This is a genomic window from Streptomyces sp. NPDC104096 (genome assembly GCF_055584385.1).
In genome coordinates this window covers 109,960-133,396 of sequence record NZ_JBVJMD010000008.1, presented here as the reverse complement: position 1 = coordinate 133,396, position 23,437 = coordinate 109,960, and the positions used below count along the sequence as shown (strand labels likewise).

21 protein-coding genes are annotated in these 23,437 nt (G+C 73.3%); 12 read left to right on the top strand and 9 right to left on the bottom strand.

Annotated features, from left to right (window positions below):
* Positions 1 to 90: 90 nt before the first annotated feature.
* Entirely contained in the window at positions 91 to 1,128 is a 1,038-nt protein-coding gene (locus ACZ60B_RS11915; protein WP_469385874.1) for an SDR family oxidoreductase, read from the top strand.
* 126 nt (positions 1,129 to 1,254) lie between these two features.
* Here the strand turns inward: ACZ60B_RS11915 and ACZ60B_RS11910 are convergent, their stop codons facing one another.
* Positions 1,255 to 1,422, bottom strand: a complete 168-nt coding sequence (locus ACZ60B_RS11910; RefSeq protein ID WP_469385873.1) for a hypothetical protein — start codon at positions 1,420 to 1,422, stop codon at positions 1,255 to 1,257.
* A 53-nt stretch (positions 1,423 to 1,475) separates the two neighbouring features.
* A complete protein-coding gene (locus ACZ60B_RS11905; RefSeq protein WP_469385872.1) occupies positions 1,476 to 2,990 on the bottom strand; it encodes a catalase in 1,515 nt (504 codons plus the stop codon).
* Between the two features lie 194 nt (positions 2,991 to 3,184).
* Between ACZ60B_RS11905 and ACZ60B_RS11900 the strand changes: the two genes are divergently transcribed.
* Genes ACZ60B_RS11900 through ACZ60B_RS11885 form a run of 4 tightly spaced genes read left to right on the top strand, consistent with a single transcriptional unit; the run spans position 3,185 to position 9,785 of the window.
* Positions 3,185 to 3,742: a cysteine hydrolase family protein gene (locus ACZ60B_RS11900; protein ID WP_469385871.1), complete on the top strand. Its 558-nt coding sequence runs from the start codon at positions 3,185 to 3,187 to the stop codon at positions 3,740 to 3,742.
* Between the two features lie 41 nt (positions 3,743 to 3,783).
* A complete protein-coding gene (locus tag ACZ60B_RS11895; RefSeq protein ID WP_469385870.1) occupies positions 3,784 to 6,837 on the top strand; it encodes an FAD-binding and (Fe-S)-binding domain-containing protein in 3,054 nt (1,017 codons plus the stop codon).
* A 39-nt stretch (positions 6,838 to 6,876) separates the two neighbouring features.
* Positions 6,877 to 8,679 carry a thiamine pyrophosphate-requiring protein gene (locus tag ACZ60B_RS11890; protein WP_469385869.1) on the top strand — a complete coding sequence of 601 codons (1,803 nt, stop codon included), beginning with the start codon at positions 6,877 to 6,879 and terminating at the stop codon, positions 8,677 to 8,679.
* The gene (locus tag ACZ60B_RS11885) at positions 8,676 to 9,785 is read left to right on the top strand and encodes an enolase C-terminal domain-like protein (RefSeq protein WP_469385868.1); all 1,110 of its coding nucleotides are present in this window, start codon (positions 8,676 to 8,678) and stop codon (positions 9,783 to 9,785) included. The genes ACZ60B_RS11890 and ACZ60B_RS11885 overlap by 4 nt, the downstream gene beginning before the upstream one ends.
* 27 nt (positions 9,786 to 9,812) lie before the next feature.
* Here ACZ60B_RS11885 and ACZ60B_RS11880 read toward each other — a convergent pair whose 3' ends face one another.
* Both ACZ60B_RS11880 and ACZ60B_RS11875 read right to left on the bottom strand, forming a co-directional pair.
* Complete coding sequence (locus ACZ60B_RS11880; protein WP_469385867.1) at positions 9,813 to 10,745, bottom strand: M48 family metalloprotease; 933 nt, start codon at positions 10,743 to 10,745, stop codon at positions 9,813 to 9,815.
* On the bottom strand, positions 10,742 to 11,113 hold the full coding sequence (locus tag ACZ60B_RS11875) for a BlaI/MecI/CopY family transcriptional regulator (protein ID WP_351602903.1): 372 nt from the start codon (positions 11,111 to 11,113) through the stop codon (positions 10,742 to 10,744). Before ACZ60B_RS11875 ends, ACZ60B_RS11880 begins: the two co-directional genes overlap by 4 nt.
* A 132-nt stretch (positions 11,114 to 11,245) precedes the next feature.
* Here ACZ60B_RS11875 and ACZ60B_RS11870 point away from each other — a divergent pair, with 132 nt between their 5' ends.
* From ACZ60B_RS11870 to ACZ60B_RS11855, 4 genes are read left to right on the top strand one after another with little or no spacing between them, the layout of a single operon-like run.
* Positions 11,246 to 11,968, top strand: coding sequence for a DedA family protein (locus ACZ60B_RS11870; protein ID WP_469385866.1), 723 nt, complete (start codon positions 11,246 to 11,248; stop codon positions 11,966 to 11,968).
* Positions 11,969 to 12,005: 37 nt separating this feature from the next.
* Positions 12,006 to 12,755 (top strand): phosphatase PAP2 family protein, encoded by a 750-nt coding sequence (locus ACZ60B_RS11865; protein ID WP_469385865.1) that lies wholly within the window; start codon positions 12,006 to 12,008, stop codon positions 12,753 to 12,755.
* A complete protein-coding gene (locus ACZ60B_RS11860) occupies positions 12,709 to 13,371 on the top strand; it encodes a response regulator transcription factor (protein WP_469385864.1) in 663 nt (220 codons plus the stop codon). Before ACZ60B_RS11865 ends, ACZ60B_RS11860 begins: the two co-directional genes overlap by 47 nt.
* Complete coding sequence (locus tag ACZ60B_RS11855) at positions 13,368 to 14,828, top strand: sensor histidine kinase (protein WP_469385863.1); 1,461 nt, start codon at positions 13,368 to 13,370, stop codon at positions 14,826 to 14,828. Before ACZ60B_RS11860 ends, ACZ60B_RS11855 begins: the two co-directional genes overlap by 4 nt.
* Here the strand turns inward: ACZ60B_RS11855 and ACZ60B_RS11850 are convergent.
* Positions 14,809 to 15,126 carry a hypothetical protein gene (locus ACZ60B_RS11850; protein ID WP_469385862.1) on the bottom strand — a complete coding sequence of 106 codons (318 nt, stop codon included), beginning with the start codon at positions 15,124 to 15,126 and terminating at the stop codon, positions 14,809 to 14,811. The genes ACZ60B_RS11855 and ACZ60B_RS11850 overlap by 20 nt on opposite strands.
* A gap of 119 nt (positions 15,127 to 15,245) precedes the next feature.
* On the opposite strand from ACZ60B_RS11850, the gene ACZ60B_RS11845 reads away from it, so the two are divergent.
* The 3 genes from ACZ60B_RS11845 to ACZ60B_RS11835 all read left to right on the top strand — a co-directional run bounded on the left by ACZ60B_RS11845 (position 15,246) and on the right by ACZ60B_RS11835 (position 18,077).
* Positions 15,246 to 16,055 (top strand): polysaccharide deacetylase family protein, encoded by an 810-nt coding sequence (locus tag ACZ60B_RS11845; protein ID WP_469385861.1) that lies wholly within the window; start codon positions 15,246 to 15,248, stop codon positions 16,053 to 16,055.
* A 133-nt stretch (positions 16,056 to 16,188) separates the two neighbouring features.
* On the top strand, positions 16,189 to 16,629 hold the full coding sequence (locus ACZ60B_RS11840; protein WP_469385860.1) for an SRPBCC family protein: 441 nt from the start codon (positions 16,189 to 16,191) through the stop codon (positions 16,627 to 16,629).
* 98 nt (positions 16,630 to 16,727) lie between these two features.
* Positions 16,728 to 18,077, top strand: a complete 1,350-nt coding sequence (locus ACZ60B_RS11835; protein WP_469385859.1) for a lanthionine synthetase LanC family protein — start codon at positions 16,728 to 16,730, stop codon at positions 18,075 to 18,077.
* A gap of 22 nt (positions 18,078 to 18,099) precedes the next feature.
* Here the strand turns inward: ACZ60B_RS11835 and ACZ60B_RS11830 are convergent, their stop codons facing one another.
* From ACZ60B_RS11830 to ACZ60B_RS11815, 4 genes are all read right to left on the bottom strand, one after another.
* Positions 18,100 to 19,290: an XdhC family protein gene (locus ACZ60B_RS11830; RefSeq protein WP_469385858.1), complete on the bottom strand. Its 1,191-nt coding sequence runs from the start codon at positions 19,288 to 19,290 to the stop codon at positions 18,100 to 18,102.
* A 66-nt stretch (positions 19,291 to 19,356) separates the two neighbouring features.
* A complete protein-coding gene (locus tag ACZ60B_RS11825) occupies positions 19,357 to 21,756 on the bottom strand; it encodes a xanthine dehydrogenase family protein molybdopterin-binding subunit (RefSeq protein WP_469385857.1) in 2,400 nt (799 codons plus the stop codon).
* Positions 21,757 to 21,758: 2 nt separating this feature from the next.
* Entirely contained in the window at positions 21,759 to 22,409 is a 651-nt protein-coding gene (locus tag ACZ60B_RS11820) for a (2Fe-2S)-binding protein (protein ID WP_469385856.1), read from the bottom strand.
* A complete protein-coding gene (locus ACZ60B_RS11815; RefSeq protein ID WP_469385855.1) occupies positions 22,409 to 23,299 on the bottom strand; it encodes an FAD binding domain-containing protein in 891 nt (296 codons plus the stop codon). The genes ACZ60B_RS11820 and ACZ60B_RS11815 overlap by 1 nt, the downstream gene beginning before the upstream one ends.
* Positions 23,300 to 23,437 lie beyond the last annotated feature (138 nt).

Genomic DNA, 23,437 nt, shown 5'->3' with positions numbered 1-23,437 from the left:
CCGCAAGTGCGCCGCGGCAGTGCGCACCGCCGCGGCGGACCGCACCGGTCGTCGTCCCGGTGACACCGGCGGGAAACGGAGACGGCAGCCATGTTCCGACAGTCCGGTCGTAAGCCGCACAGCCCGCGGGTCGTCGTGGTCACCGGAGCGAGCGGGGGCGTCGGCCGGGCCACCGCCCGGGCGTTCGCAGCCCGGGGCGACCGCGTGGCACTCGTGGCCCGCGGTCGCGGCGGGCTGGCCGCGGCGGCCGACGAGATACGCCGCACGGGCGGTACGGCGCTGCCGCTGGAGGCGGACGTGGCGGACGCGCGCGCGGTGGAGGACGCGGCGACCCGGGTCGAACAGGAGCTGGGCCCGATCGACGTCTGGGTCAACGACGCCCTCACCGCGGTGTTCGCGGAGTTCGTCGACATCGAGCCGGACGAGTTCCGCCGGGTCACCGAGGTCTGCTACCTCGGTTACGTGTACGGCACCCGGGCCGCGCTGCGCCGGATGCTGCCGCGCGACCACGGCGTCGTCGTACAGGTCGGCTCGGCGCTCGCCTACCGCGGCATCCCCCTGCAGTCCGCCTACTGCGGCGCCAAGCACGCGATCCAGGGCTGGAACGAGGCCGTGCGCTGTGAGCTCCTGCACCGCGGCAGCGGGGTGTCGGTCACCATGGTCCAGCTGCCGGCGGTGAACACCCCGCAGTTCGACTGGGCGACGGCCCGGATGTCACGCAAGCCGCAGCCCGTGCCCCCGATCTACCAACCGGAACCGGCCGCCCGCGCGATCGTGCACGCCGCCGGTCACCCGCGTCGGCGTGAGTACTGGGTCGGCGCGAGCACCGTGGGCACCCTGCTCGCCAACGCCGTGGCGCCCGGCCTCCTGGACCGCTACCTGGCCCGGACCGGCTACGACTCCCAGCTGACCGCCGAGCCGGAGCCGTCGGATGCCCGCGGCAACCTCTGGCAGCCGCTGGACGACGTCGGCGGACGGGACTTCGGCGCGCACGGCCGCTTCGACGAGCAGGCCGCGTCGCGCGCACCGCAGACCTGGGCCTCACGCCATCACCTCGCGCTCGCCGCCGGGGTCGGGGTCGCGGCGGCCGCGGCCGGGGTCGCCGTGGCGGCCCGGCCACGGCGCTGAAGAAACCACGGCGCTGCAACAAACCACGGCGCTGCAAGAAAGGCGCCGGACCTCGACCGAACGGAGTCCCGGGCCGTGGGCGGACGGCCCGGGACTCCGTTCGGTCGGGGTCCGGTCGGGGTCCGGTCAGGAGGTCTCTCCGGCCGGGGCGTCGGGCTCGGCGCGCTTCTCGGCCTTCTCCCGCACGTCTCGCGGTGTCGGCGCGGTGACGGTCCGCTGTTCCGCGGACCGTTCCCGGGTCTCCTCGTCGGCCCGGCGCTTGGGGCGGGTGTCGCGCCTGTCGGGGGTCTTCATGAGCTTCTCCTCTCTGGTCCGCTGGTCTCCGTGAGGTCCTGGTACTGCAACGGCTAGGCCTTGTCCTGCATGGCGCTGCGCGCGGGGTTGCCCTGTTCCGCCGCCTTCGGGTCCTTCTCGTCGGACTTCGCCCGCACGCCGTCGGCGATGCGCTTGCCGATGGTCTCGTCGATGTTCGACCAGTAGGTGAAGGCACGTTCGAGGACCGGCTCGCTCACCCCGTTGAGCAGGTGCCCGACGACGTTGTCGACCAGGCGGTCGCGGGCCGCGTCGTCCATCACCTCGCGTACCAGGGTGCCGGGCTGCCCCCAGTCGTCGTCCTGCGGGTGGGAGACGTAGGCGGCGCGGGTGATCTCGCCGTCCGCCACCCAGCTGGGCGGGCTGCCGTAGCGGGCCGTGTCGGCGGCCGGGCCGCCCTTGGAGTTCGGGGCGTAGACGGGGTCGGTCGTCTTCCGGTAGGCCATCGCGCCGTCCTTGGAGTAGCTGTGGACGTCGACGACGGGCGCGTTGACGGGAAGCTGCTGGTAGTTGCCGCCGATCCGGTGGCGGTGCGCGTCCGCGTACGAGAACAGCCGGGCCAGCAGCATCCGGTCCGGGCTCGGCCCGATGCCGGGGACCAGGTTGTTCGGCTGGAAGGCCGCCTGCTCGATCTCGGCGTGGTGGTCGGTCGGGTTGCGGTCGAGCGTCATCCGGCCGACCGGGATGAGCGGGTAGTCGCCGTGCGGCCACACCTTGGTGAGGTCGAAGGGGTTGAACCGGTAGCCCGCGGCGTCCTCGTACGGCATGACCTGCATGTGCAGGGTCCAGCTCGGGAATTCCCCGTCACGGATGTGTTCGAAGAGGTCACGCGTGTGGTAGTCCGTGTCGACTGCTGCCATCTGGTCGGCCTCGTGCTGGGTGAAGCACTCGATGCCCTGGTCCGTCTTGAAGTGGTACTTCACCCAGAACCGCTCGCCCTCGGCGTTGATCCACATGTACGTGTGCGAGGAGTAGCCGTTCATGTGCCGCCAGGTCCGCGGGACGCCGCGGTCCCCCATCAGCCAGGTGACCTGGTGGGCGGATTCCGGCGAGAGCGTCCAGAAGTCCCACTGCATGTCGTGGTCGCGCAGGTTGTTGTCCGCGCGACGCTTCTGGGACCGGATGAAGTGCTGGAACTTCATCGGATCCTTGACGAAGAAGACCGGCGTGTTGTTGCCGACCATGTCGTAATTGCCTTCGCTGGTGTAGAACTTCACCGCGAAGCCGCGCGGGTCGCGCCAGGTGTCCGGGCTGCCCCGTTCCCCCGCCACGGTCGAGAACCGGATCACCAGGTCGGTGCGTGTGCCCGGCTGGAACACGGCCGCCTTGGTGTAGCGGCTCACGTCGTGGGTCACCTCGAAGTGGCCGAACGCGCCGCTTCCCTTCGCGTGCGGCTGGCGCTCGGGGATGCGCTCCCGGTTGAACTGGGCCATCTGCTCGATCAGATACGCGTCGTGCAGCAGGATCGGTCCGCCGGGTCCGACGGTCAGTGAATGTTCGTCGCTCTCCGCCGGTGCGCCCGAGTCGGTCGTGGTGTGGATCTCGGTCATGACACTCCTTCTTCCGCCGGCTTCGTCCGTCGGGTTCCCTCGCCGTCCGGGCCCCACAAGGCGCGTGACCCTCGGCGTCCACGTCAAACGTCCTGGGCGCTCCTTCTCCCCGAAACCCGCTCCGCACCTCGCACCACTCGGAGCAGAACGGGTACCCGGACGGGACGGTCCGGATAGTCCCCCTGGGAGGCGTGATGCCCGGCTTCGGCGCCAGCGCGCTCGTCGTGATCGACATGATCAACACCTACGACCACGAGGACGCCGAACTGCTGAGACCCGCCGCCGAGCGGATCGTGCCCGTCCTGGCGGACCTGATCGACCGGGCCCGGGACGCGGACGTGCCGGTGATCTACGCGAACGACAACTTCGGGCGCTGGCGTTCCCACCACGGGGAGCTGGTCGAGACCGCGCTGTCGCGCCCGTACGGGGGCCTGGTGGAGCCGATCCGGCCGGACGACGACTCGCTCTTCGTGGTGAAGGCCCGGCATTCGATCTTCTACGACACCCCCATGGCCTATCTGCTGTGGCGCCTGGACGTCGGCCTGGTGGTGCTGACCGGGCAGGTCACCGAGCAGTGCGTCCTGTACTCCGCCCTGGACGCGCACATCCGGCATCTGGAGGTCGCGGTGCCGAGGGACGCCGTCGCCTCGATCCATCCGCATCTGGGGGACGCCGCGCTGGAGATGATGGAACGCAACATGGGCGCCCGGATCGTGGCGGCGCGGGAAGTGGACTTTCGGGGTACCCGGTAGCCCGTACCGGACGAAGCCGCGCATCAGCCCGGAGGCCGACCATGAGCACACACGTTCCCGACGGGTCCCTCGACGCCCTGGTCACGGCCCTGCGCGCGGGGGTGGACGGCGAGGTCCGCTTCGACGCCGGCAGCCGGGGCGCCTACTCCACGGACGGCTCCAACTACCGTCAGGTCCCGCTGGGCGTGGTCGTCCCCCGGACCGTCGAGGCCGGTGCCCACGCGGTGGAGCTGTGCGCGCGCTTCGACGTCCCGGTGCTGTCGCGCGGCGGCGGGACGAGCCTCGCCGGGCAGACGACGAACGTGGCCGTGGTCATCGACTGGAGCAAGCACTGCAAGGCGCTGGTCTCCGTCGACCCCGACGCCCGCACCTGCGTGGTGGAACCCGGCATCGTCCTGGACGAACTCAACCGGCGGCTCGCCGACCACCACCTCATGTTCGGCCCGAAGCCGTCGACCCACAGCCACTGCGCGCTGGGCGGCATGATCGGCAACAACTCGTGCGGGGCGTCGGCGCAGGCGTACGGGAAGACGGTCGACAACGTGCGCCGGCTGGAGGTGCTGACGTACGACGGTCTGCGGATGTGGGTGGGCCCGACCTCGCGGGAGGAGCGGGCGCGGATCGCCGCCGAGGGGGGCCGCCGGGCCGAGCTGTACGACGGTCTCGACCGCCTGGTCACCGAGTACCTCGCGGAGATCCGGCGCGGCTTCCCGAAGCTCCCGCGCCGGGTCTCCGGCTACAACCTCGACTCGCTGCTGCCCGAGAACGGCTTCGACGTGGCCAGGGCCCTGGTGGGCAGCGAGGGCACCCTGGTGACCGTCCTGCACGCCGAGCTCGACCTGGTGCCCGTGCCGCCGTGCGAGTCGCTGCTGGTGCTCGGGTACGACGACATCTGCCAGGCCGCCGACGACGTCCCCGCGTTGTTGGAGCACTGCTCCCCCGGCCAGCTGGAGGCCCTGGACGGGCGGATGGCGCAGCTGATGCGCGAGGAGCACGCCTACCTCGACTCGCTGCGCACCCTCCCCGAGGCGGGCAGCTGGCTGCTGGTGCAGTTCACCGGGGACAGCCAGGACGACGTCGACGGACAGGCCGACGCCCTGCTGAAGGCGATCGGCCGGTCGGAGAAGGACGGCTCGGTCGCCTTCTCCGACGACCCGCAGCGCGAGCAGGAGATGCTCAGGGCGCGGGAGGCCGGGCTCGGGGTGACCGCCCGGCCGCCGGACGACCGGGAGACCTGGGAGGGCTGGGAGGACTCGGCCGTGCCGCCCGAGCGGCTGGGCGGCTATCTCCGGGACCTGAAAGCCCTGTTCGAGGAGTTCGACTACGACCATCCGTCCCTGTACGGGCACTTCGGGCAGGGGTGCGTGCACACCCGGATCCCGTTCGGGCTGAAGACCGCGAAGGGCGTGGCGGACTTCCGGCGCTTCCTGGAACGGGCCGCCGACCTGGTCGCCTCCTACGGCGGTTCGCTGTCGGGCGAGCACGGTGACGGACAGTCCCGCGGCGAGTTGCTGACCCGGATGTTCGGGACCCGACTGGTGCGCGCCTTCGGGGAGTTCAAGGCGCTTTTCGATCCGCGCGACCGGATGAACCCGGGCAAGGTCGTCGACCCGCAGCCGGTGGACGGGCAGTTGCGGCTCGGACCCGGCTGGCGGCCGCAGCCGCACGACACCCACTTCGGCTTTCCGGAGGACGACCACTCCTTCACCCGGGCCGTGCTGCGCTGTGTCGGCATCGGCAACTGCCGGGGGCTGCACGGCGACGTGATGTGCCCCTCGTACCGGGCCACCCGGGAGGAGGAGCACTCGACCCGCGGGCGGGCCCGGCTGCTGTTCGAGATGCTCGACGGTCACCCCGACTCGGCGGTCGAGGACGGCTGGCGCTCGACCGAGGTCCGCGACGCCCTGGACCTCTGCCTGGCCTGCAAGGGCTGCAAGTCCGACTGCCCGACGGGTGTGGACATGGCCACGTACAAGGCCGAGTTCCTCGCCCATCACTACGCGGGCCGGCCGCGGCCCGCCGCCCACTACTCGATGGGCTGGCTGCCCGTCTGGGCCCAACTGGCCGAGCGGGCGCCGAAGCTGGCGAACAGCGCGCTGCACGCGCCGGGGCTGGGCCGGGTCGGGAAGGCGCTCGCCGGGGTGGACGGGGCACGCCGGCCCCCGGTGTTCGCCGAGCGCTCCTTCGTACGGTGGTGGCGCTCGCTCGGTGTCGAACAGCCGGATCCGGCGGATCCCGCGACCGTGCTCCTGTGGCCGGACACCTTCAGCAACCGGTTCCACCCCTCGGTCGCGATGTCGGCGGTGCGGGTGCTGGAGGACGCCGGCTTCCGGGTCACCGTCCCCGAGGCACCCGTGTGCTGCGGTCTGACCTGGATCTCGACCGGCCAACTGACCATGGCGAAGCGCGTGTTGCGTCGTACCCTGCGCACGCTGCGCCCCTTTCTCGACGCCGGCACCCCGGTCATCGGCCTCGAACCGTCCTGCACCGCCGTCTTCCGGTCCGACGCACCCGAACTGCTGCCCGAGGACCAGGACGTACGACGGCTGGCGGAACAGACCCGCACCTTCGCCGAGCAGCTCGTCGGCCACGCTCCGGACGGCTGGCGGCCGCCCTTCCTCGCCCGGCAGGCGGTCGTGCAGACCCACTGCCACCAGCACGCGATCATGAAGTTCGACGCCGACCGCGAACTCATGGACCGCGCCAGTCTCGACGCGGACGTCCTGGACGAGGGCTGCTGCGGCCTCGCCGGGAACTTCGGCTTCGAGCGCGGGCACCACGAAGTCTCCATGGCGGTCGGCGAGTTGGGGGTGCTGCCGGCCGTGCGCGCGGCCGCCCCGGACAGCCTCGTGCTGGCCGACGGCTTCAGCTGCCGCACCCAGATCGAACAGGGCGGCACCGGACGCCGGGCCCTGCACCTGGCGGAGGCGCTGGCCCTCGCGCTCGACGGGCCCCTGCCGAGCGAGCATCCCGAACGGCTGGCCCGGCGGCCGTCCGAACCCTCCGGTACGGCCCGCTGGGCGGCCACCGCCGTCGCCGGGTCGCTCACGGCCACGGCCGCGCTGGGAGCCGTACGACGTCTGCGCCGCCCGTAAGCCGAACGTCACTCAGGACTCAAGGAAAGGTTTTCGAACATGTCGACGAAAGTCTCCGACTACCTCCTCCAGCGACTGCGCGAGTGGGACGTGGAGCATGTCTTCGCCTACCCCGGCGACGGCATCAACGGCCTGCTCGCGGCCTGGGGACGGGCGGAGAACAAGCCCCGGTTCATCCAGTCCCGCCACGAGGAGATGTCCGCCTTCGAGGCCGTCGGCTACGCCAAGTTCTCCGGCCGGGTCGGCGTCTGCGCCGCCACCTCCGGGCCCGGCGCCATCCATCTCCTCAACGGCCTGTACGACGCCAAACTCGACCACGTCCCCGTGGTCGCGATCGTCGGGCAGACCAACCGCAGCGCCATGGGCGGCTCCTACCAGCAGGAAGTGGACCTGGTGTCCTTGTACAAGGACGTCGCCTCGGACTTCTGCGAGATGGTCACCGTCCCCGAGCAGCTCCCCAACGTGCTGGACCGGGCGATGCGCACCGCCATGGCGCGCCGCTCACCGACCGCCGTGATCGTCCCGGCGGACGTCCAGGAGCTGGACTACGAACCGCCCGGGCACGCCTTCAAGATGGTGCCCTCCAGCCTCGGCATGCCGCACTACGCGCCCGTGCCGGACGACGACGATCTGCGGCGGGCCGCCGACGTCCTCAACTCCGGCGGGAAGACCGCCATCCTGATCGGCCAGGGGGCACGCGCGGCCCGGACGGAGGTCAAGGAGGTCGCCGACCGGCTCGGCGCCGGAATCGCCAAGGCGCTGCTGGGCAAGGACGCCCTCGACGACGACCTGCCGTACGTCACCGGCGCGATCGGCCTCCTCGGCACCAGGCCGTCGTACGAGATGATGATGGAGTGCGACACCCTGCTCGTGATCGGGTCGTCCTTCCCCTACACCCAGTTCCTGCCCGAGTTCGGCAAGGCGCGGGCCGTGCAGATCGACCTCGATCCGCACATGGTCGGGATGCGCTACCCCTTCGAGGTCAACCTCGTGGGCGACGCCACCCGGACCCTGCGCCGGCTGCTGCCGCTGCTGGAGCAGATGGAGGACCCCTCCTGGCGGCAGAAGATCGAGGCCAACGTCAGGGACTGGTGGGAGGTCATGGAGCGGCGGGCCGCCGTCGGCGCCGATCCCGTCAACCCGGAGCTGGTCGCCCACACGCTCAGCGGGCTGCTCCCGGACGACGTGATGATCTCCTCCGACTCGGGCTCGGCCGCCAACTGGTACGCCCGGCACCTGAAGCTGCGGGACGGCATGCGCGGGACGCTGTCGGGGACGCTGGCCACCATGGGACCGGGGGTGCCGTACGCCATCGGCGCCAAGTTCGCGCACGGCGACCGGCCGGCGATCGCCCTGGTCGGTGACGGGGCGATGCAGATGAACGGCATGGCCGAGCTGATCACCATCGCCAAGTACTGGCGGGGGTGGGAGGATCCGCGGCTGATCGTGGCCGTCCTCAACAACCGGGACCTCAACCAGGTGACCTGGGAGATGCGCGCGATGGAGGGCGCCCCGCAGTTCCTGCCCTCGCAGTCCATCCCGGACGTCGCGTACGCCGACTTCGCCGGCTCGCTGGGTCTGGCCGGGATGCGGATCGACAGCCCGGACGGGGTGCGGGGCGCCTGGGAGGCCGCGCTCGCCGCCGAGCGGCCGTGCGTGCTCGACTTCGTGACCGACCCGGCCGTGCCGCCGATCCCGCCGCACGCCACCCTCGACCAGATCGAATCGGCCGCGGCCGCCGTCCTCAAGGGCGACAGCGACCGGGCGGCCATGGTCCGGCAGGGCTTCAAGGCCAAGGTGCAGGAGTTCCTGCCGCACCGGCACACCACGGGGCAGCGGTGAGCGACGCCCCGGTCGTCGAGCGGGTGGACGGCGCGGTCTACACCGTCCCGACGGACGCCCCCGAGGCGGACGGCACCCTGTCCTGGGACAGCACCACGCTCGTCCTGGTCACCGTGCGCTGCGGCGGGGTCACGGGGCTCGGCTACACGTACGCCCCGGCGGCCGCCGCGAAGGCCGTGGACGAGCTGCTCGCCCCCGCCGTCACCGGCCTGCCCGCCCTCGACGTGCCGCGCGCCAACGAGGCCATGCAGCGCGCGGTGCGCAACGCCGGTCTGCCGGGGATCGCGGCCCAGGCGGTCTCGGCCGTGGACATCGCGCTGTGGGACGCCAAGGCGCGGCTGCTGGAGCTGCCGCTCGTCGCCCTCCTGGGCGCGGCCCGCGACGAGGTGCCCGTGTACGGCAGCGGCGGCTTCACGACGTACGACGAGGACCGGCTGGACCGGCAGCTGCGCGGCTGGGCGGACGGGGAGGGCATTCCCCGCGTCAAGATCAAGATCGGTGAGTCCTGGGGGCGGCGCGAGGCCCGGGACCTGCGGCGGGTGGCGCGGGCCCGGGAGAGCGTCGGTGACGCGGCGGAGCTGTACGTGGACGCCAACGGGGGGTACGGCGCGAAGCAGGCGGTGCGGGTGGCGGCCGGACTGGACGGTCAGGGCGTCACCTGGTTCGAGGAGCCGGTCTCCTCCGACCACCTGGCGGACCTCGCGTTCGTCCGCGGCCGGGTCACGGCCGACGTCACGGCGGGCGAGTACGGCTACACGCTGCCCTACTTCCGGCGGATGCTGGCCGCCGGGACCGTCGACTGTCTCCAGGCGGACGTCACCCGCTGCGGCGGGATCACCGTCTGGCTGCGCGTCGCCGCGCTCGCCCTGAGCCACGGGCTGGAGATCTCCGGCCACTGTGCCCCGCACGCCCACGCGCACCCGGCGGCCGGTGTGCCCAATCTGCGGCACCTGGAGTGGTTCCACGACCACGTCCGCATCGAGCGCCTGCTCTTCGACGGGACGCTCGATCCGGCCGGCGGTGACCTCGCCCCGGGCCGGGACGGCACGCCGGGGCTCGGGCTGAGTCTGAACGCCGAGCGGGCCCGGCCGTACCGCGCGGGGTGAACCCACGGTACGGACGACGGACGGCCGTCAGCGGGCCGCTTCGCCCTGGGCGACCTCGATCTCGTGGTGGAAGTCCAGGACGCCGGCCGACGCGGCGGTGCCGGACAGCAGCGCGCAGGCGGCCAGCAGGGTGACGACGCGGTGCGCCACCCGGGAGGGGCGGCCGGGCGGGGTGAGGAGGGCGGCGACCCGCTGCGGGACGGGGCCGGTCGTGGCCGCGGACGCGAAGTCCGGGCGGGGTGAGGGGGCGGCGCGACCCGCCAGGGCGGCGCGTGCGATGGCGTGGGCGGTCAGGCGCCGGTCGCCGACCGCGCTCGCGGCGGCCTCGTCGGCGGCGCGCTCGGCGGCCAGCCGGATCGCCTCGCGGGCCGGGCGCAGCGCGGGATGGCAGTGCGCGGCGAGTTCGGCGGCGGCGAGGAAGTAGTGGTGTCCGCCGGCGTTGTGCGCGCGCTCGTGGGCGAACAGGGCGTCGCGCTCCCTGGGGCCGAGGCTGCGCAGCATCGCGGTGGTGACGACGATGCGGTGCGGGCGGCCGGGCAGGGCGTAGGCGTCCGGGTGCGGGGAGTCGACCACGCAGAGGTCGCCCGCGGCGGGGCGCCGGCCGGCCTGTCGGCGGGCGACGCGGAACGCCCTGGACTGGCGCAGCGCGGAGCGTACGAGCGTGACGGCGCCGAGGGTCAGCGCGCCGGTGGCCAGCGCGGCGGCGGGGAGGACGACGAGGTCGGAGGGGGCGTTCAGCGGGTGGACCAGTTCGCCGAGCGCGGCGAAGGCGGGCACCCGGAGCACTCCGGTCAGGACCAGGGCGCCCAGCGAGGCCACGCAGGCGCCCGCGAGCACCAGGGCGCAGACGGTGAGGGTCCACAGCGCGACGACGGGCCGTGCCCCCTCCAGGGCGCGCCGGGCCAGCGGCGGCGCCGCGAAGGGCAGCAGCAGGGGGGCGATCAGCAGGGTGACGGTCATGCCTCGTCCGCCTCCAGGAGCTGCCGCAGCACCCGCTCGTCGTCCGGCCCGAGCTGGGCGACGAAGCGGGCGAGGACCGTCTCACGGTCGCTGTCCCGGTCGAGCTCGGTGTGCATCCGGCGGGCGGTCAGGCCCTGGGGGTCCTGGGCCGGGTGGTAGGCGAAGCCCCGGCCCTGCCGCTCCCGCTGCACGACGCCCTTCTCGTGCAGTCTGGTCAGGATCGTCGTCACGGTCGTACGGGCCAGGCCGGAGTCGAGGTCGAGTTGCACCTGCGCCGCCGTGAGCGGCAGGTCCGCGGCCCACAGCACGGCCATGACGGCGGCCTCCAGCTCACCCGCCGGCCGGCGTTCGTCCTTGGCTTCGGTCATGGGAACGAACCTCCCCCCACATTCGTCTACAGTGTCGTAGACCGTCTACATCATTGTAGTCAATCGAGCAGTTGTTCACACGGTTGTGCAAGCAGTCGTTCCCGCTGTCACCCACCGGAAGGCCTCGCGTCGATGACCACCTCACTCCACCTATCGTCGCAGCTCGCCGTCAACGTGCTCGACGCACGGTCGCTGCTGGCCGCCTTCGGGGTGCTCGGCGTGGGCGTGGTGCTGTTCGCCGAGACGGGACTGCTGATCGGTTTCTTCCTGCCCGGCGACTCCCTGCTGTTCACCGCGGGCCTGCTGTGCACCGGCAGCGCCGACCGCGGGGTGAAGCTGTCGCTGGGGCCGTTGCTGGTGGTCGCGGCGGTGGGCGCGCTGGCCGGTTCACAGGTCGGCTACCTGCTCGGCCGGAAGGCGGGCGGGACCCTGCTGGCCCGTACCCGCTCGGCGCGGCTGCGCGAGGGCGCCGAGCGCGCGGAGGAACTGCTGGAGCGGTACGGGTACGCGAAGGCGATCCTGCTGGCCAGATTCGTGCCGGTGGTGCGGACCGTGCTCAACCCGGTCGCCGGCGCGCTGAACGTGCCGGGGCGGGTCTTCACCGTGTGGCAGGTGGCCGGCGGGCTGGTCTGGACGCTGGGCCTGACCCTCGCGGGGTACGCGCTCGGTTCCACGGTCCCGAACGTCGACCACTATCTGCTCCCCCTGGTCGCGCTGATCGTCGCGGTGTCGCTGCTCCCGCTCGCCGCCGAGCTCCACCGCGGGCGGCGGGCCGCGCGGACGGACGGTACGGGGGCCGCGCGCACCGACGGTCCGGCGGACGGGCGGACCGGCGCGAAGGCGACGGAGCGCTGATGGGCCCGGCTCCGCCCCGTACGCCGGAGGCCGTCTCGTGAGGCGCGCGGACGTCACCGAACTGTCGGGCAGCGTGGGGCTCGGCGCCTGGACCGCGTTCGGCCTGCTGACCCTGGCCGTCGTCGGCGCCGACGGCGCCCCGCTGTTCCTGGACGACACGCTGCACGCCTGGTCGCTCGCCCACCACCCGGACGTGGCCGTGGCCGTCGCCCGCGCGCTGACCGCCACCGGGACCGGCGTGATCGCGTACCTGCTCGCCGCGCTGGCCGGCGTACTGGTCGGACGCACCCCGCGGCAGCGGCTGACCGGCGTCGCGCTCGCCGTCGGCTGTCTCGTCTCGGGCCAGCTGCTGCGGTACACCGTGATGGTCCTGGTGCACCGGCCGCGCCCGCCACGGCAGGACTGGGCGACACACGCCTCGGGCTGGTCCTTCCCCTCCGGCCACACCACCACGGCGACGCTCACGGCCGGACTGCTCATACTCGCGCTGACCGTGAGCGCCCCGCGCGGCGGCACCGCGCTGCGCGTCGCCGTCGGCTGCTGGGGCGCCCTGGTCGGCCTGACCCGCGTCTACCTCGGCGTCCACTGGTTCACCGACGTCGTCGGCGGCTGGCTCTTCGGCCTGGGCTGGCTCGGGCTGTGCCTGTGCGCGGTGTCCCGGTGGCTGCCCGCCGACTTCCTCACCCGTTCGCCCCCGACCGCTCCGGAACACCCCGGCGGCCACACCATGCAGGAGGACCATGAAACCCCGCGTCCTGGTCGTCGAGGACGATCACGCCCTGCGTGACGTGCTGGTGCGCGGACTGCGGGAGGAGGAGTTCCGGCCCGTGCCCGCCGCCGACGGCGCCACCGCCCTGCGGCTGGCCGGCTCCGGCGACCTGGCCGCGGCCGTACTGGACGTCGGGCTGCCCGACGCGGACGGACGGGACGTGTGCCAGGCGATGCGGGCCAACGGTTTCGCCGCCCCCGTCCTGTTCCTGACCGCGCACCACGGGCTCACCGACCGGCTGTCGGGGTTCTCCGCGGGCGGCGACGACTATCTGCCGAAGCCGTTCCACCTGGCCGAGCTCGCCGCCCGGCTGCGGGCCGCCGTCCGCCGCGCCGGACCCGCTCCGACCGCCGCCGGCGACCTGCTCCTGGACGCCGTACGGCACACGGTCACGGTGCACGGCAGCCGTGTCGAGCTGACGCCGACCGAGTTCCGGCTGCTGGCCGCGCTCATGTCCGCGGCCGGGGGCATCGTGCGCCGACGCGAGCTGGTCCGGGCCGGGTGGCCGGAGGGCGCCCGGGTCAGCGACAACACGCTCGACCAGTACCTGACCCGGCTGCGCCGCAAGCTGCGCGACGCGGGCAGCCGGCTCACCGTCACCACCGCCCGCGGAATCGGCCACCGCCTGTCATGAGGAGCCCGCTCCCCCGCCTCGCGCCACGCACCCTGCGCGGCCGGCTCTCCCTGGTCGCGCTCACCACCGCGGCCCTGCTGATGACGATCCTGACCGTGGTGTTCAACACCGTCGTCCGGCACCACCTCCAGGCCCAGGCGGACGACGAGCTGCGCGCCCGCGCGGCCGCCGTCGCCACGACCGTCGACACCGGCGGCCGTACCGTACGCGTCCTGGAGACCTCCGACGACGGACTCCTCGACACCAACGTGTGGATCTACGCCGGGCCCAGGACGGTCGAACAGCCCCCCTCCCCGGCGCCCGAGCTCGACCGTGCGGCCGGGCTGCTCGCGGCGCGGACCGACGGGAAGTGCACGACCGTCGAGGGCGACCGGCCCGTCCGGCTGTGCGCCCGGCCCGTGCCGCGCGGCAGGCTCGCGGCGACCGTGGTGACGGCCCTGGACCTGTCGCCGTACCGCAGCTCGGCGGACCTGCTGCTGCTCGGCTCGCTCGCCCTCGACACGGTGATGCTCGCCTGCACCTACGCCCTGACCCGGCTGGCCGTGGGACGCGCGCTGCGGCCCGTGCGGGCCATGAGCGACCAGGCCATACAGTGGAGCACGGTGGAGTCCGAGCGGCGCTTCGGCGCCGTGGCCCAGCCCGCCGAACTCGCCCGCCTCGGAGCCTCGCTGGACTCGCTCCTGAACCGCATCCGGGCCGTCCTGCGGCACGAGCGACGGCTGACCGGGGAGCTCTCGCACGAACTGCGCACCCCGCTGAGCCGGATCATCGCCGAGCTCGACTGGTGGCGCTCCCGGCCGCGCACGGAGGCCGAGACGCTGGCCGCGCACCGGACGATCGCCGAGGCCGCCGAGTCGATGCGGACCATCTGCGACACGCTGCTGGGCGACGCCCGGGAGGAGGCCAGGGACGACGCGGCGACCGCCCCCGGCACGGCCGAGGTACTGCCCGTGCTGCGCCGACTCGCCTCGCACCAGGAGGACCCGGTGCGGTCGAGGGTCGTCGTCACCGCGGCGGACGACCGTCTGGAGGCCGGCGTGTCCCCCGCCCTCCTGGAGCGGATCGTCGGCCCGCTCCTCGCCAACGCGCTGCGGTACGCGCGCTCGGGCGTCACCGTGCACGCCCGGCACGTCCGGCACACCTGGCCCGGGCACCCCCTGCCCGACACCGGGTCCGGCGGGCCCGCCGGACCTCCCGGACCCACCGGACCCGCCGCCGTCCACGCCGTGTCCGCCGTACGGATCGACGTCACCGACGACGGGCCGGGCGTACCGGAGGCGTTCCTGGGGCAGCTGTTCCAGCCGGGCCGGCGGGCCGATCCGTACGACGGGCACGGCGGAGCGGGCCTCGGGCTCCCGCTGGCGCGGCGCCTGGCCCGCTCGGCCGGGGGCGAGGTGCGCCACGACCCCGCGCACACCGCGGGGGCTAGGTTCACGGTCACCCTGCCCGCCGGGTGAGCCCGCCGGACCCGGCCCTGCCGCCGGCACCGCCCTGTGCGCCCGGACCCGCACCCGCACCGTCATCGGCCTCCGCGACGTCCTTGCGGGTCACCGTCGGACACACGACCGGACCGAGGACGACCGCCAGGAACAGCGCGCTGGCGACGACCGTGCCCAGGCCCGGCTTCGCGTCGAGGAGGTCGGCGGCCGCCTCGCCGACCGTCGTGCACGGCACCTTGATGATCCAGAAGCAGACGGTCGCCCCCGGGACCTTGTTCCGGAGCGGCCGGCGGCCGGAGGGGGTGTGGGATGCCATGCGCCCGACGCCGCCACCGGGAACCTGAACGCGTCCTGAGCGCCGGGCCGCGCACCTCGCGTTTCACACCGGGTGACCCTCTATACACGCCGCGTATACCGTCTATGTATAGTCGCCGCATGCCTTCTCTGACCAAGAAGATCCTGAGCCGCACGACGAAGAACAAGACGAGGAAAACGGGGGCCGGGTTGCGTGCCGTCACCGTCTCGGCGGCGGCCGTCTCCCTGGCGCTGGCCCTGACCGGGTGCACCCGGCTGGAGACCACGGCGCCGAGCACCGCCCGCGCCCACCCCACCGTCCAGGCCCGCTACGGAGGCGTCGACTGCCGCAGGGCGAAGTGCATCGCGCTCACCTTCGACGCCGGGCCGAGCGAGCACTCCGCCCGGCTGCTGGACATCCTGAAGGAGAAACAGGTCCACGCGACCTTCTTCCTGCTGGGCAAGCGCCACATCGAGAAGTACCCGGAGCTCGTCAGACGCATGGCGGCCGAGGGCCACGAAGTCGCCAGCCACACCTGGGACCACCGGATCCTCACCGAGATCGAACCGGACGAGATACGTGCGGAACTGGAGCGGCCCAACGAGGAGATAGAGCGCCTCACCGGACACCGGCCGACCCTGATGCGCCCGCCGCAGGGCCGCACCGACGACACCGTGCACAGGATCTGCCGCGAGCTCGGCATGTCGGAGGTCCTGTGGAGCGTGACCGCGAAGGACTACACGACGAACGACTCCGACCTGATACGCGAGCGGGTCCTCGCGCAGTCGTCCCGCGACGGGATCATCCTGCTGCACGACATCTACCCCGGAACCGTGCCCGCGGTGCCGGGGATCATAGACGCGCTCAAGGAGCGGGGGTACGTGTTCGTCACCGTGCCGCAACTGCTGGCACCGGGCAGGGCGGAACCCGGGGAGGTGTACCGCCCCTGAGGGGCCCTCAGGGCGTGCGGGGTCCTTCGGGGCCGTCCCCTCGTACGTCTCGTCGACGACCGCGCACTGGGCGATTCGGGTGACGCGAGGGCGAACGCCCCGGTGTCCCCGGCCGCTTGCCTACGATCGTCCCGTGGTCGACTTCCAGCTCGTACGCACGGTGCCGCTCGCCCTCGACGAGGCATGGCGCCGGCTCACGGTGTGGCCCCGGCACGGCGACGTGGTCCCGTTGACCCGGGTCACCGTGGTCACTCCCCCGCCGACCCGCGTGGGCACCCTGATCGTCGCGCGTTCCGGGATCGGCCCGCTCGCCTTCGACGACCGGATGGAGGTCACCGTCTGGCGGCCGCCGGACGGTGACGCGACGGGCCTGTGCCGACTGGAGAAACGGGGCCGGGTCGTCCTGGGCTGGGCCGAGATCGAGGTGCGGCCGGGGCCCGGCGGGCGGGCGCGGGTGATCTGGCGCGAGGAGTTGCGGGTACGGCTGCTGCCGTCCTTCTGCGACCCCGTGCTGCGCTCGGCGGCACGCACGGTGTTCGGACGGGCGGCCAACCGCCTGCTGCGCAGGCCGTGACACCCGCCGCCGCCTTCGGACGGGAGGCGGACCGCACCGCTTCCTGCCGGATGCCCGACCCCCTGGCCTGGCGCCCGGCCGCGTGCGACGGTGAGCGGATGACACCGGGAAATGCGACAGCAGGGACGGCAGGGCACACGGGGACGTCCGGGGAAGCGGGGCGGGCGGGCTCGACGGCGGACGCGCGGGAGGCGGAGGAGGCCGAGGCGCTGGCGGCGGACGCCCTGCGCTGGCTGCTCGGCACCGCGCGGGACACCGGCGACGGCGGGCTGGGCTGGCCCGTGCGGCCCTCGGACGCCGACACCGACCCGATGCTCTACAACGGGACGGCCGGTGTCGTCCCGGCACTCCTGGAGGCGTGGCGGCACTTCGGCGACGACACCTACGCCGATGCCGCATTGCGCGCGGCCCGCTCCCTCGCCGCCGCCGTCGACGAACACCCTGACTGCTCGCTGTACTTCGGCCTCACCGGGATGGCCCTGGTGCTGCGGGCCGTCCGACGCGACCTGGGCGACGGCGCGGCGGGGGCCGCGGCGGACCGGGCCCTGCGGCGGGTGCGGTCCGGCTTCGACGGCAGCCGCTGGGGCGATCTGTACGAGCTGATGGGCGGCAACGCGGGCATCGGTCTGGGCGCGCTGGCGGCGGGCGACGCCGAGCTCGCCGTACTCGCCCTGGAGCCCTACGTACGTACGGCGGAGCCGACCGGGGCGGGCGTCACCTGGGAGTTCCGGCGCGGCGTGGCGGCCCGGCTGCACCATGTCTCGCACGGCACCCTCGGCATCGCCTACGCCCTGGCCAGGGTCGGGACGGACACCGGCCGCGCGGACCTGGTCGAGCGGGCGCGGGCCGGGGTCGCGGACGTGGTGGCCCGGGACGTGGCCGGGCCCGCGGGCTTCCTCGTCCCCCACTCCGACCCGCAGTACCTCCCCGATCTGATCGAGCGGTTCAGCTACGGCTGGTGTCACGGCCCGGCCGGTGACGCCCAGGTCTTCCGGCTGTTCAGGGACGTCCTCGCCGAGCCCGGCTGGTCCGCCCTCGCCGACCGCTGCTGGCACAGCGTCACCCACTCGGGGCTGCCGCGTCGCTCACGCCCCGGTTTCTGGGACAACAACGGCCGCTGCTGCGGCACTTCGGGCGTGCTGGCGCTGGCCTGCGACCGGCTGGCCGAACAGGGGGACGCCCCGGACTTCGCCCGGCTCCTGGTCGCGGACCTCGCCGCGCGGGCGACCCGGGACGCCGAGGGGGCTCGCTGGTCGAACGTGGAACACCGGGCCACCCCGAGCGAGCTCGAACCGCAGTCCGGGTGGGCGATGGGCAACGCGGGCATCGCCCGCGAACTGCTGCGCTACGCGCGGGTGCGGCGGGGCGGCGACCCGCGCTACGCGTTCGCCTGGCCGGACCAGCCGCCGGTGCGTACGGCGGCGGTGGACACGGCGGGCCCGCGGTGACGGCGGGGCGCGGGCGGGTGGTTCAGGCCACCGAGCCGACGCGGACCGACGCGACGTCGTGATGGATCGGGGTGTGCGCGCCGGTCAGGGAGACCCCGCTGCCGCCGCGCCGGGCGGCGACGATCTCCGCCGCGATCGACAGCGCGGTCTCCTCGGGCGTACGGGCGCCGAGGTCGAGGCCGATGGGTGATCTGAGCCGCGCCAGTTCCGGCTCCGTCACCCCGACCTCCCGCAGCCGGCGGTTGCGGTCCAGATGGGTGCGGCGCGAACCCATCGCGCCGACGTAGGCGACCGGGAGCCGCAGGGCCAGGCGGAGCAGGGGTACGTCGAACTTGGCGTCGTGGGTCAGTACGCACAGGACGGTACGGGCGTCGACGTCCGTACGCTCCAGGTACCGGTGGGGCCACTCGACGACGATCTCGTCGGCCTCCGGGAAGCGGGCGCGGGTCGCGAACACCGGGCGGGCGTCGCACACCGTCACATGACAGCCGAGGAACTTGCCGATCCTGACCAGGGCCGAGGCGAAGTCGATCGCGCCGAAGACGATCATCCGGGGCGGCGGCACCGACGACTCGACCAGCACCGTGAGCGGTGCTCCGCAGCGTGAGCCCTGCTCTCCTATCTCCACGGTGCCGGTGCGGCCCGCGTCCAGGAGGGCCCGTGCCTCGGCGGCGACCGTGCGGTCCAGTTCGGGGTGGGCGCCGAAGCCGCCCTCGTAACCGCCGCCGTACCCGCTCTCGCGCCGGCTCTCGTGCCCGTCGGCACATCCGCCCCCGGGCCGGACGAGCAGGGCGCGCCCGGCCAGTTCCGCCGGGCCCCGCACGATCCGCGCCACCGCCGCAGCCTCGCCGCGCGCGGCGGCGGCCAGCGCGGCCGCGGCCACCGGCCGGACCGGATCGCCCGCCCGTACCGGGGTGACGAGGATGTCGAGGACTCCCCCGCAGGTCAGGCCGACGGCGAAGGCGTCCTCGTCGCTGTAGCCGAACCGTTCCAGGACCACTTCGCCGTCCTGGAGGGCCTGGCGGCACAGGTCGTACACCGCGCCCTCCACGCACCCGCCGGAGACCGAGCCGATCGCCGTGCCGTCGGTGTCCACCGCGAGGGCGGCGCCCGGCCGGCGGGGCGCGCTGCCGCCGACGGCCACCACGGTGGCGACGGCGAAGTCACGGCCCTGCTCGACCCACCGGTACAGCTCCGCGGCGATGTCCAGCATGTCTCGGTCTCCTTCTCTGCCGGTTCTCCGCCGGTTCTCCGCCGGGCGGTCCAGGTCCTGGGCGGATCAGGTCAGGTGCTCCTGTGCCGTCCCGGTCAGGTGCTCGGGGCGTACCGGTGTCCGGGCGAGCTCCAGACCCGTCGCGTCCCGGATGGCCGCGAGGACCGCCGGGGTGGACGACAGGGTCGGGGCCTCGCCGACGCCGCGCAGCCCGTACGGGGCGTGCTCGTCGGCGAGTTCGAGCACGTCGACCGGGATGGTCGGCGTGTCGAGGATGGTGGGGATCAGGTAGTCCGTGAAGGAGGGGTTCCTGACCTTCGCCGTCCTCGGGTCGACGATGATCTCCTCCATCACCGCCATGCCCAGGCCCTGGGTGGTACCGCCCTGGATCTGGCCGATGACGGACAGCGGGTTGAGCGCCTTGCCGACGTCCTGGGCGCAGGCCAGCTCGACCACCTTGACCAGGCCGAGTTCGGTGTCGACCTCGACGACGGCGCGGTGCGCGGCGAAGCTGTACTGGACATGGCCGTTGCCCTGGCCGGTGCGCAGGTCGAAGGGCTCGGTCGGCCGGTGCCGCCACTCCGCCTCGACCTCGACGCTCTCCTCGCCGAGGACGTCCGCCAGGTCGCGCAGCACCTCACCGCCGTCGGTGACGACCTTGCCGCCCTCCAGCAGCAGTTCGGCCGTGGCCCAGGCGGGGTGGTAGGTGGCGAACTTGCGGCGGCCCAGTTCCAGGACCTTCTCGCGGACCAGCTCGCAGGCGTTCCTGATCGCGCCGCCGGTGACGTAGGTCTGGCGGGAGGCGGAGGTCGAACCGGCCGAACCCACCCTGGTGTCGGCAGGGTCGATGGTCACCCGGGTGACGCCCAGTTCGGTGCGGGCGATCTGCGCGTGGACGGTGACACCGCCCTGGCCGACCTCCGCCATCGCGGTGTGCACGGTGGCGACGGGCTCGCCGGCGACAACCTCGATCCGGACCTTCGCCGTCGAGTAGTCGTCGAAGCCCTCGGAGAAGCCGACGTTCTTGATGCCGACCGCGTAGCCGATGCCGCGTACGACGCCTTCGCCGTGCGTGGTGTTGGACAGGCCGCCGGGCAACTGCCGTACGTCCGCGCCCTCGCTGCTCTCCCACTGGCGCTCCGGCGGCAGCGGCATCGCCTTGACGCGGCGCAGGAGTTCGGCGACCGGCGCCGGGGAGTCGACCCGCTGCCCGGTGGGCAGGAGCGTGCCCTGCTCCATGGCGTTGCGCCGGCGGAACTCCACCGGGTCCAGGCCGAGTCGGGCGGCCACCTTGTCCATCTGCGCCTCGTAGGCGAAGCACGCCTGGACCGCGCCGAAGCCGCGCATGGCGCCGCAGGGCGGGTTGTTGGTGTAGAGGGCGATGGCCTCGATGTCGACGTCGTCGACGGCGTACGGGCCGACGCCCAGGGAGGAGGCGTTGCCGACGACCGCGGGGGACGCGGAGGCGTAGGCTCCGCCGTCGAGGACGATGCGGCACCTCACGTGGGTCAGCTTGCCGTCCTTGGTCGCCCCGTGCTCGTAGTGCAGGCGGGCCGGGTGGCGGTGGACGTGGCCGAAGAAGGACTCGAACCGGTTGTAGACCATCTTGACCGGTCTGCCGGTGCGCAGCGCCAGCAGGCAGGCGTGGATCTGCATCGACAGGTCCTCGCGGCCGCCGAACGCGCCGCCGACACCGGCCAGCGTCATGCGCACCTTGTCCTCGGGCAGGCCGAGCACGGGCGCGATCTGGCGCCGGTCGGAGTGCAGCCACTGGGTGGCGACGTAGAGGTGGACGCCGCCGTCCTCCTCGGGCACGGCGAGCCCGGACTCGGGGCCGAGGAAGGCCTGGTCCTGCATGCCGAAGTAGTAATCCCCGCGGACGATCACGTCGGCCCGTTCCGCGGCCGCGTCGGCGTCGCCGCGGACGATCGGCTGGCGGTGCAGGACGTTCGGGTGCGGGACGTGACCGATGTGGTGGTCCGTGCGGCCCTCGTGGACCAGGACCGCGTCCGGCGCGGTGGCGGAGGCCTCGTCGGTGACGACCGGGAGTTCGCGGTACTCGACCTTGATCTTCGCGGCGGCGCGGCGCGCGGTCTCCGGGTGGTCGGCGGCGACGATCGCGACGGGTTCGCCGTGGTGGCGCACCTTGCCGTGGGCGAGGACCGGGGTGTCCTGGATCTCCAGGCCGTAGTGCTTCACGTCGGCCGGCAGGTCGTCGTACGTCATGACGGCGTGGACGCCGGGCTGGGCGAGGGCCTCGCTCGTGTCGATCGAGACGATCTCGGCGTGCGCGAGGGGGGAGCGCAGGATCTGGCCCCAGAGCATGTCCTCGTGCCACAGGTCGGACGAGTACGCGAACTCGCCGGTGACCTTGAGGGTGCCGTCGGGGCGGAGGGTGGACTCGCCGACGCCGCCCCTGGTCCGGGAGCCCTGGGTGAGGGTGGTGGGAATGCCGTTGGTCGGCATGGTCAGACCGCCTCCGCCTGCCGGGCGGCCGCGAGGCGGACCGCGTCCATGATCTTCTCGTAGCCCGTGCAGCGGCACAGGTTGCCCGAGAGCGCCTCGCGGATGTCCGCGTCGGAGGGGTCGGGGTTGCGCTCCAGCATCTCGTCGGCCGCGACCAGCAGGCCCGGGGTGCAGAAGCCGCACTGGACGGCACCGGCGTCGATGAACGCCTGCTGGACGGGGGCGAGTTCGACGCCCTCGCCGGTGTGCGCGTGCTGGCCCTTGGCGGCCCAGCGCCTGGCCTCGTCGAGCGAGGTCCCGGAGGGCCCCGGAGTCCCCGCGGCGGCAGCGGTGGTGGCGTCGGCGGACGCGGTGGAGGAAGCGGCGTCGGCGGTGGCGGGGCGGCCGCCGCGCTCCGCGCGCTGTCCGGCGTACTCCGCCAGGCCCTCGACCGTGAGGACGTCACGGCCCTCGACCTGGCCCGCCGCCACCAGACAGGAGCACACCGGCACCCCGTCCAGGCGGACCGTGCAGGAGCCGCACTCGCCCTGCTCGCAGGCGTTCTTGGAGCCGGGCAGGCCCATGCGCTCGCGCAGGATGTACAGCAGGCTCTCGCCCTCCCATACGTCGTCGGCCTCCTGCGGGCAGCCGTTGACGGTGAAACTGACGCGCATTACGCGACTCCCTCCGTGCGGGCGGCGGTGCCGCGGTAGGACTCCCAGGTCCAGGTCAGCGTGCGGCGGGCCATCACGGCGACCGCGTGCCTGCGGTAGCTCGCGGTGCCCCGGACGTCGTCGATCGGGTTGCAGGCGGCCGAGCAGAGGTCGGCGAACTGCTTGGCCACCGACGGAGTGATGATCTTCCCGTTGTCCCAGAAGCCGCCCTCGTCGAGCGCCGCGGTCAGGAACTCCTCCGCCACCCTGGCCCGGACCGGGGTGGGGGCGGCGGAGCCGATGCCGGTGCGCACCGTACGGGTCTCGGGGTGCAGGGCCAGACCGAAGGCGCAGACCGCGATGACCATGGCGTTGCGGGTGCCGACCTTGGAGAACTGCTGGGGCCCGTCGGCCTTCGCGACATGGACGGCGCGGATCAGTTCGTCCGCGGCGAGCGCGTTGCGCTTCACTCCGGTGTAGAACGCGTCGATCGGGATCATGCGCGTACCGCGTACCGACGCGGCCTCGACCTCCGCGCCCGCGGCCAGCAGGGCGGGGTGGGCGTCGCCCGCCGGGGAGGCGGTGCCGAGGTTGCCGCCGACCCCGCCGCGGTTGCGGATCTGCGGGGAGGCGACCGTGTGCGAGGCGAGGGCCAGGCCGGGCAGCTCGCCGCGCAGGTTCTCCATGATCTTCGTGTACGGGACCGAGGCGCCCAGCCGCACGCTCCGCTCGCCGACCTCCCACTCGTAGAGATCTCCGACGCGGTTGAGGTCGAGCAGGTATTCGGGCCGCCGGTGGTCGAAGTTGATCTCGACCATCACGTCGGTGCCGCCCGCGATCGGCACGGCGCTGGGGTGCTCGGCCTTGGCGGCGAGCGCCTCCTCCCAGCTGGCGGGGCGAAGGAAGTCCATGACCGGCTCTCTTCTTCGTCTCGTGAGTCTTCGTCTCGGTCTCGTGAGTCTTGAACTCGTGAGTCTCGGCCTCGTGAGTCTTCGTCCCGCGAGTCTCGTCTCGTGAGTCGTCCGGATCCGAGCCGGTCGGGGTGCGGC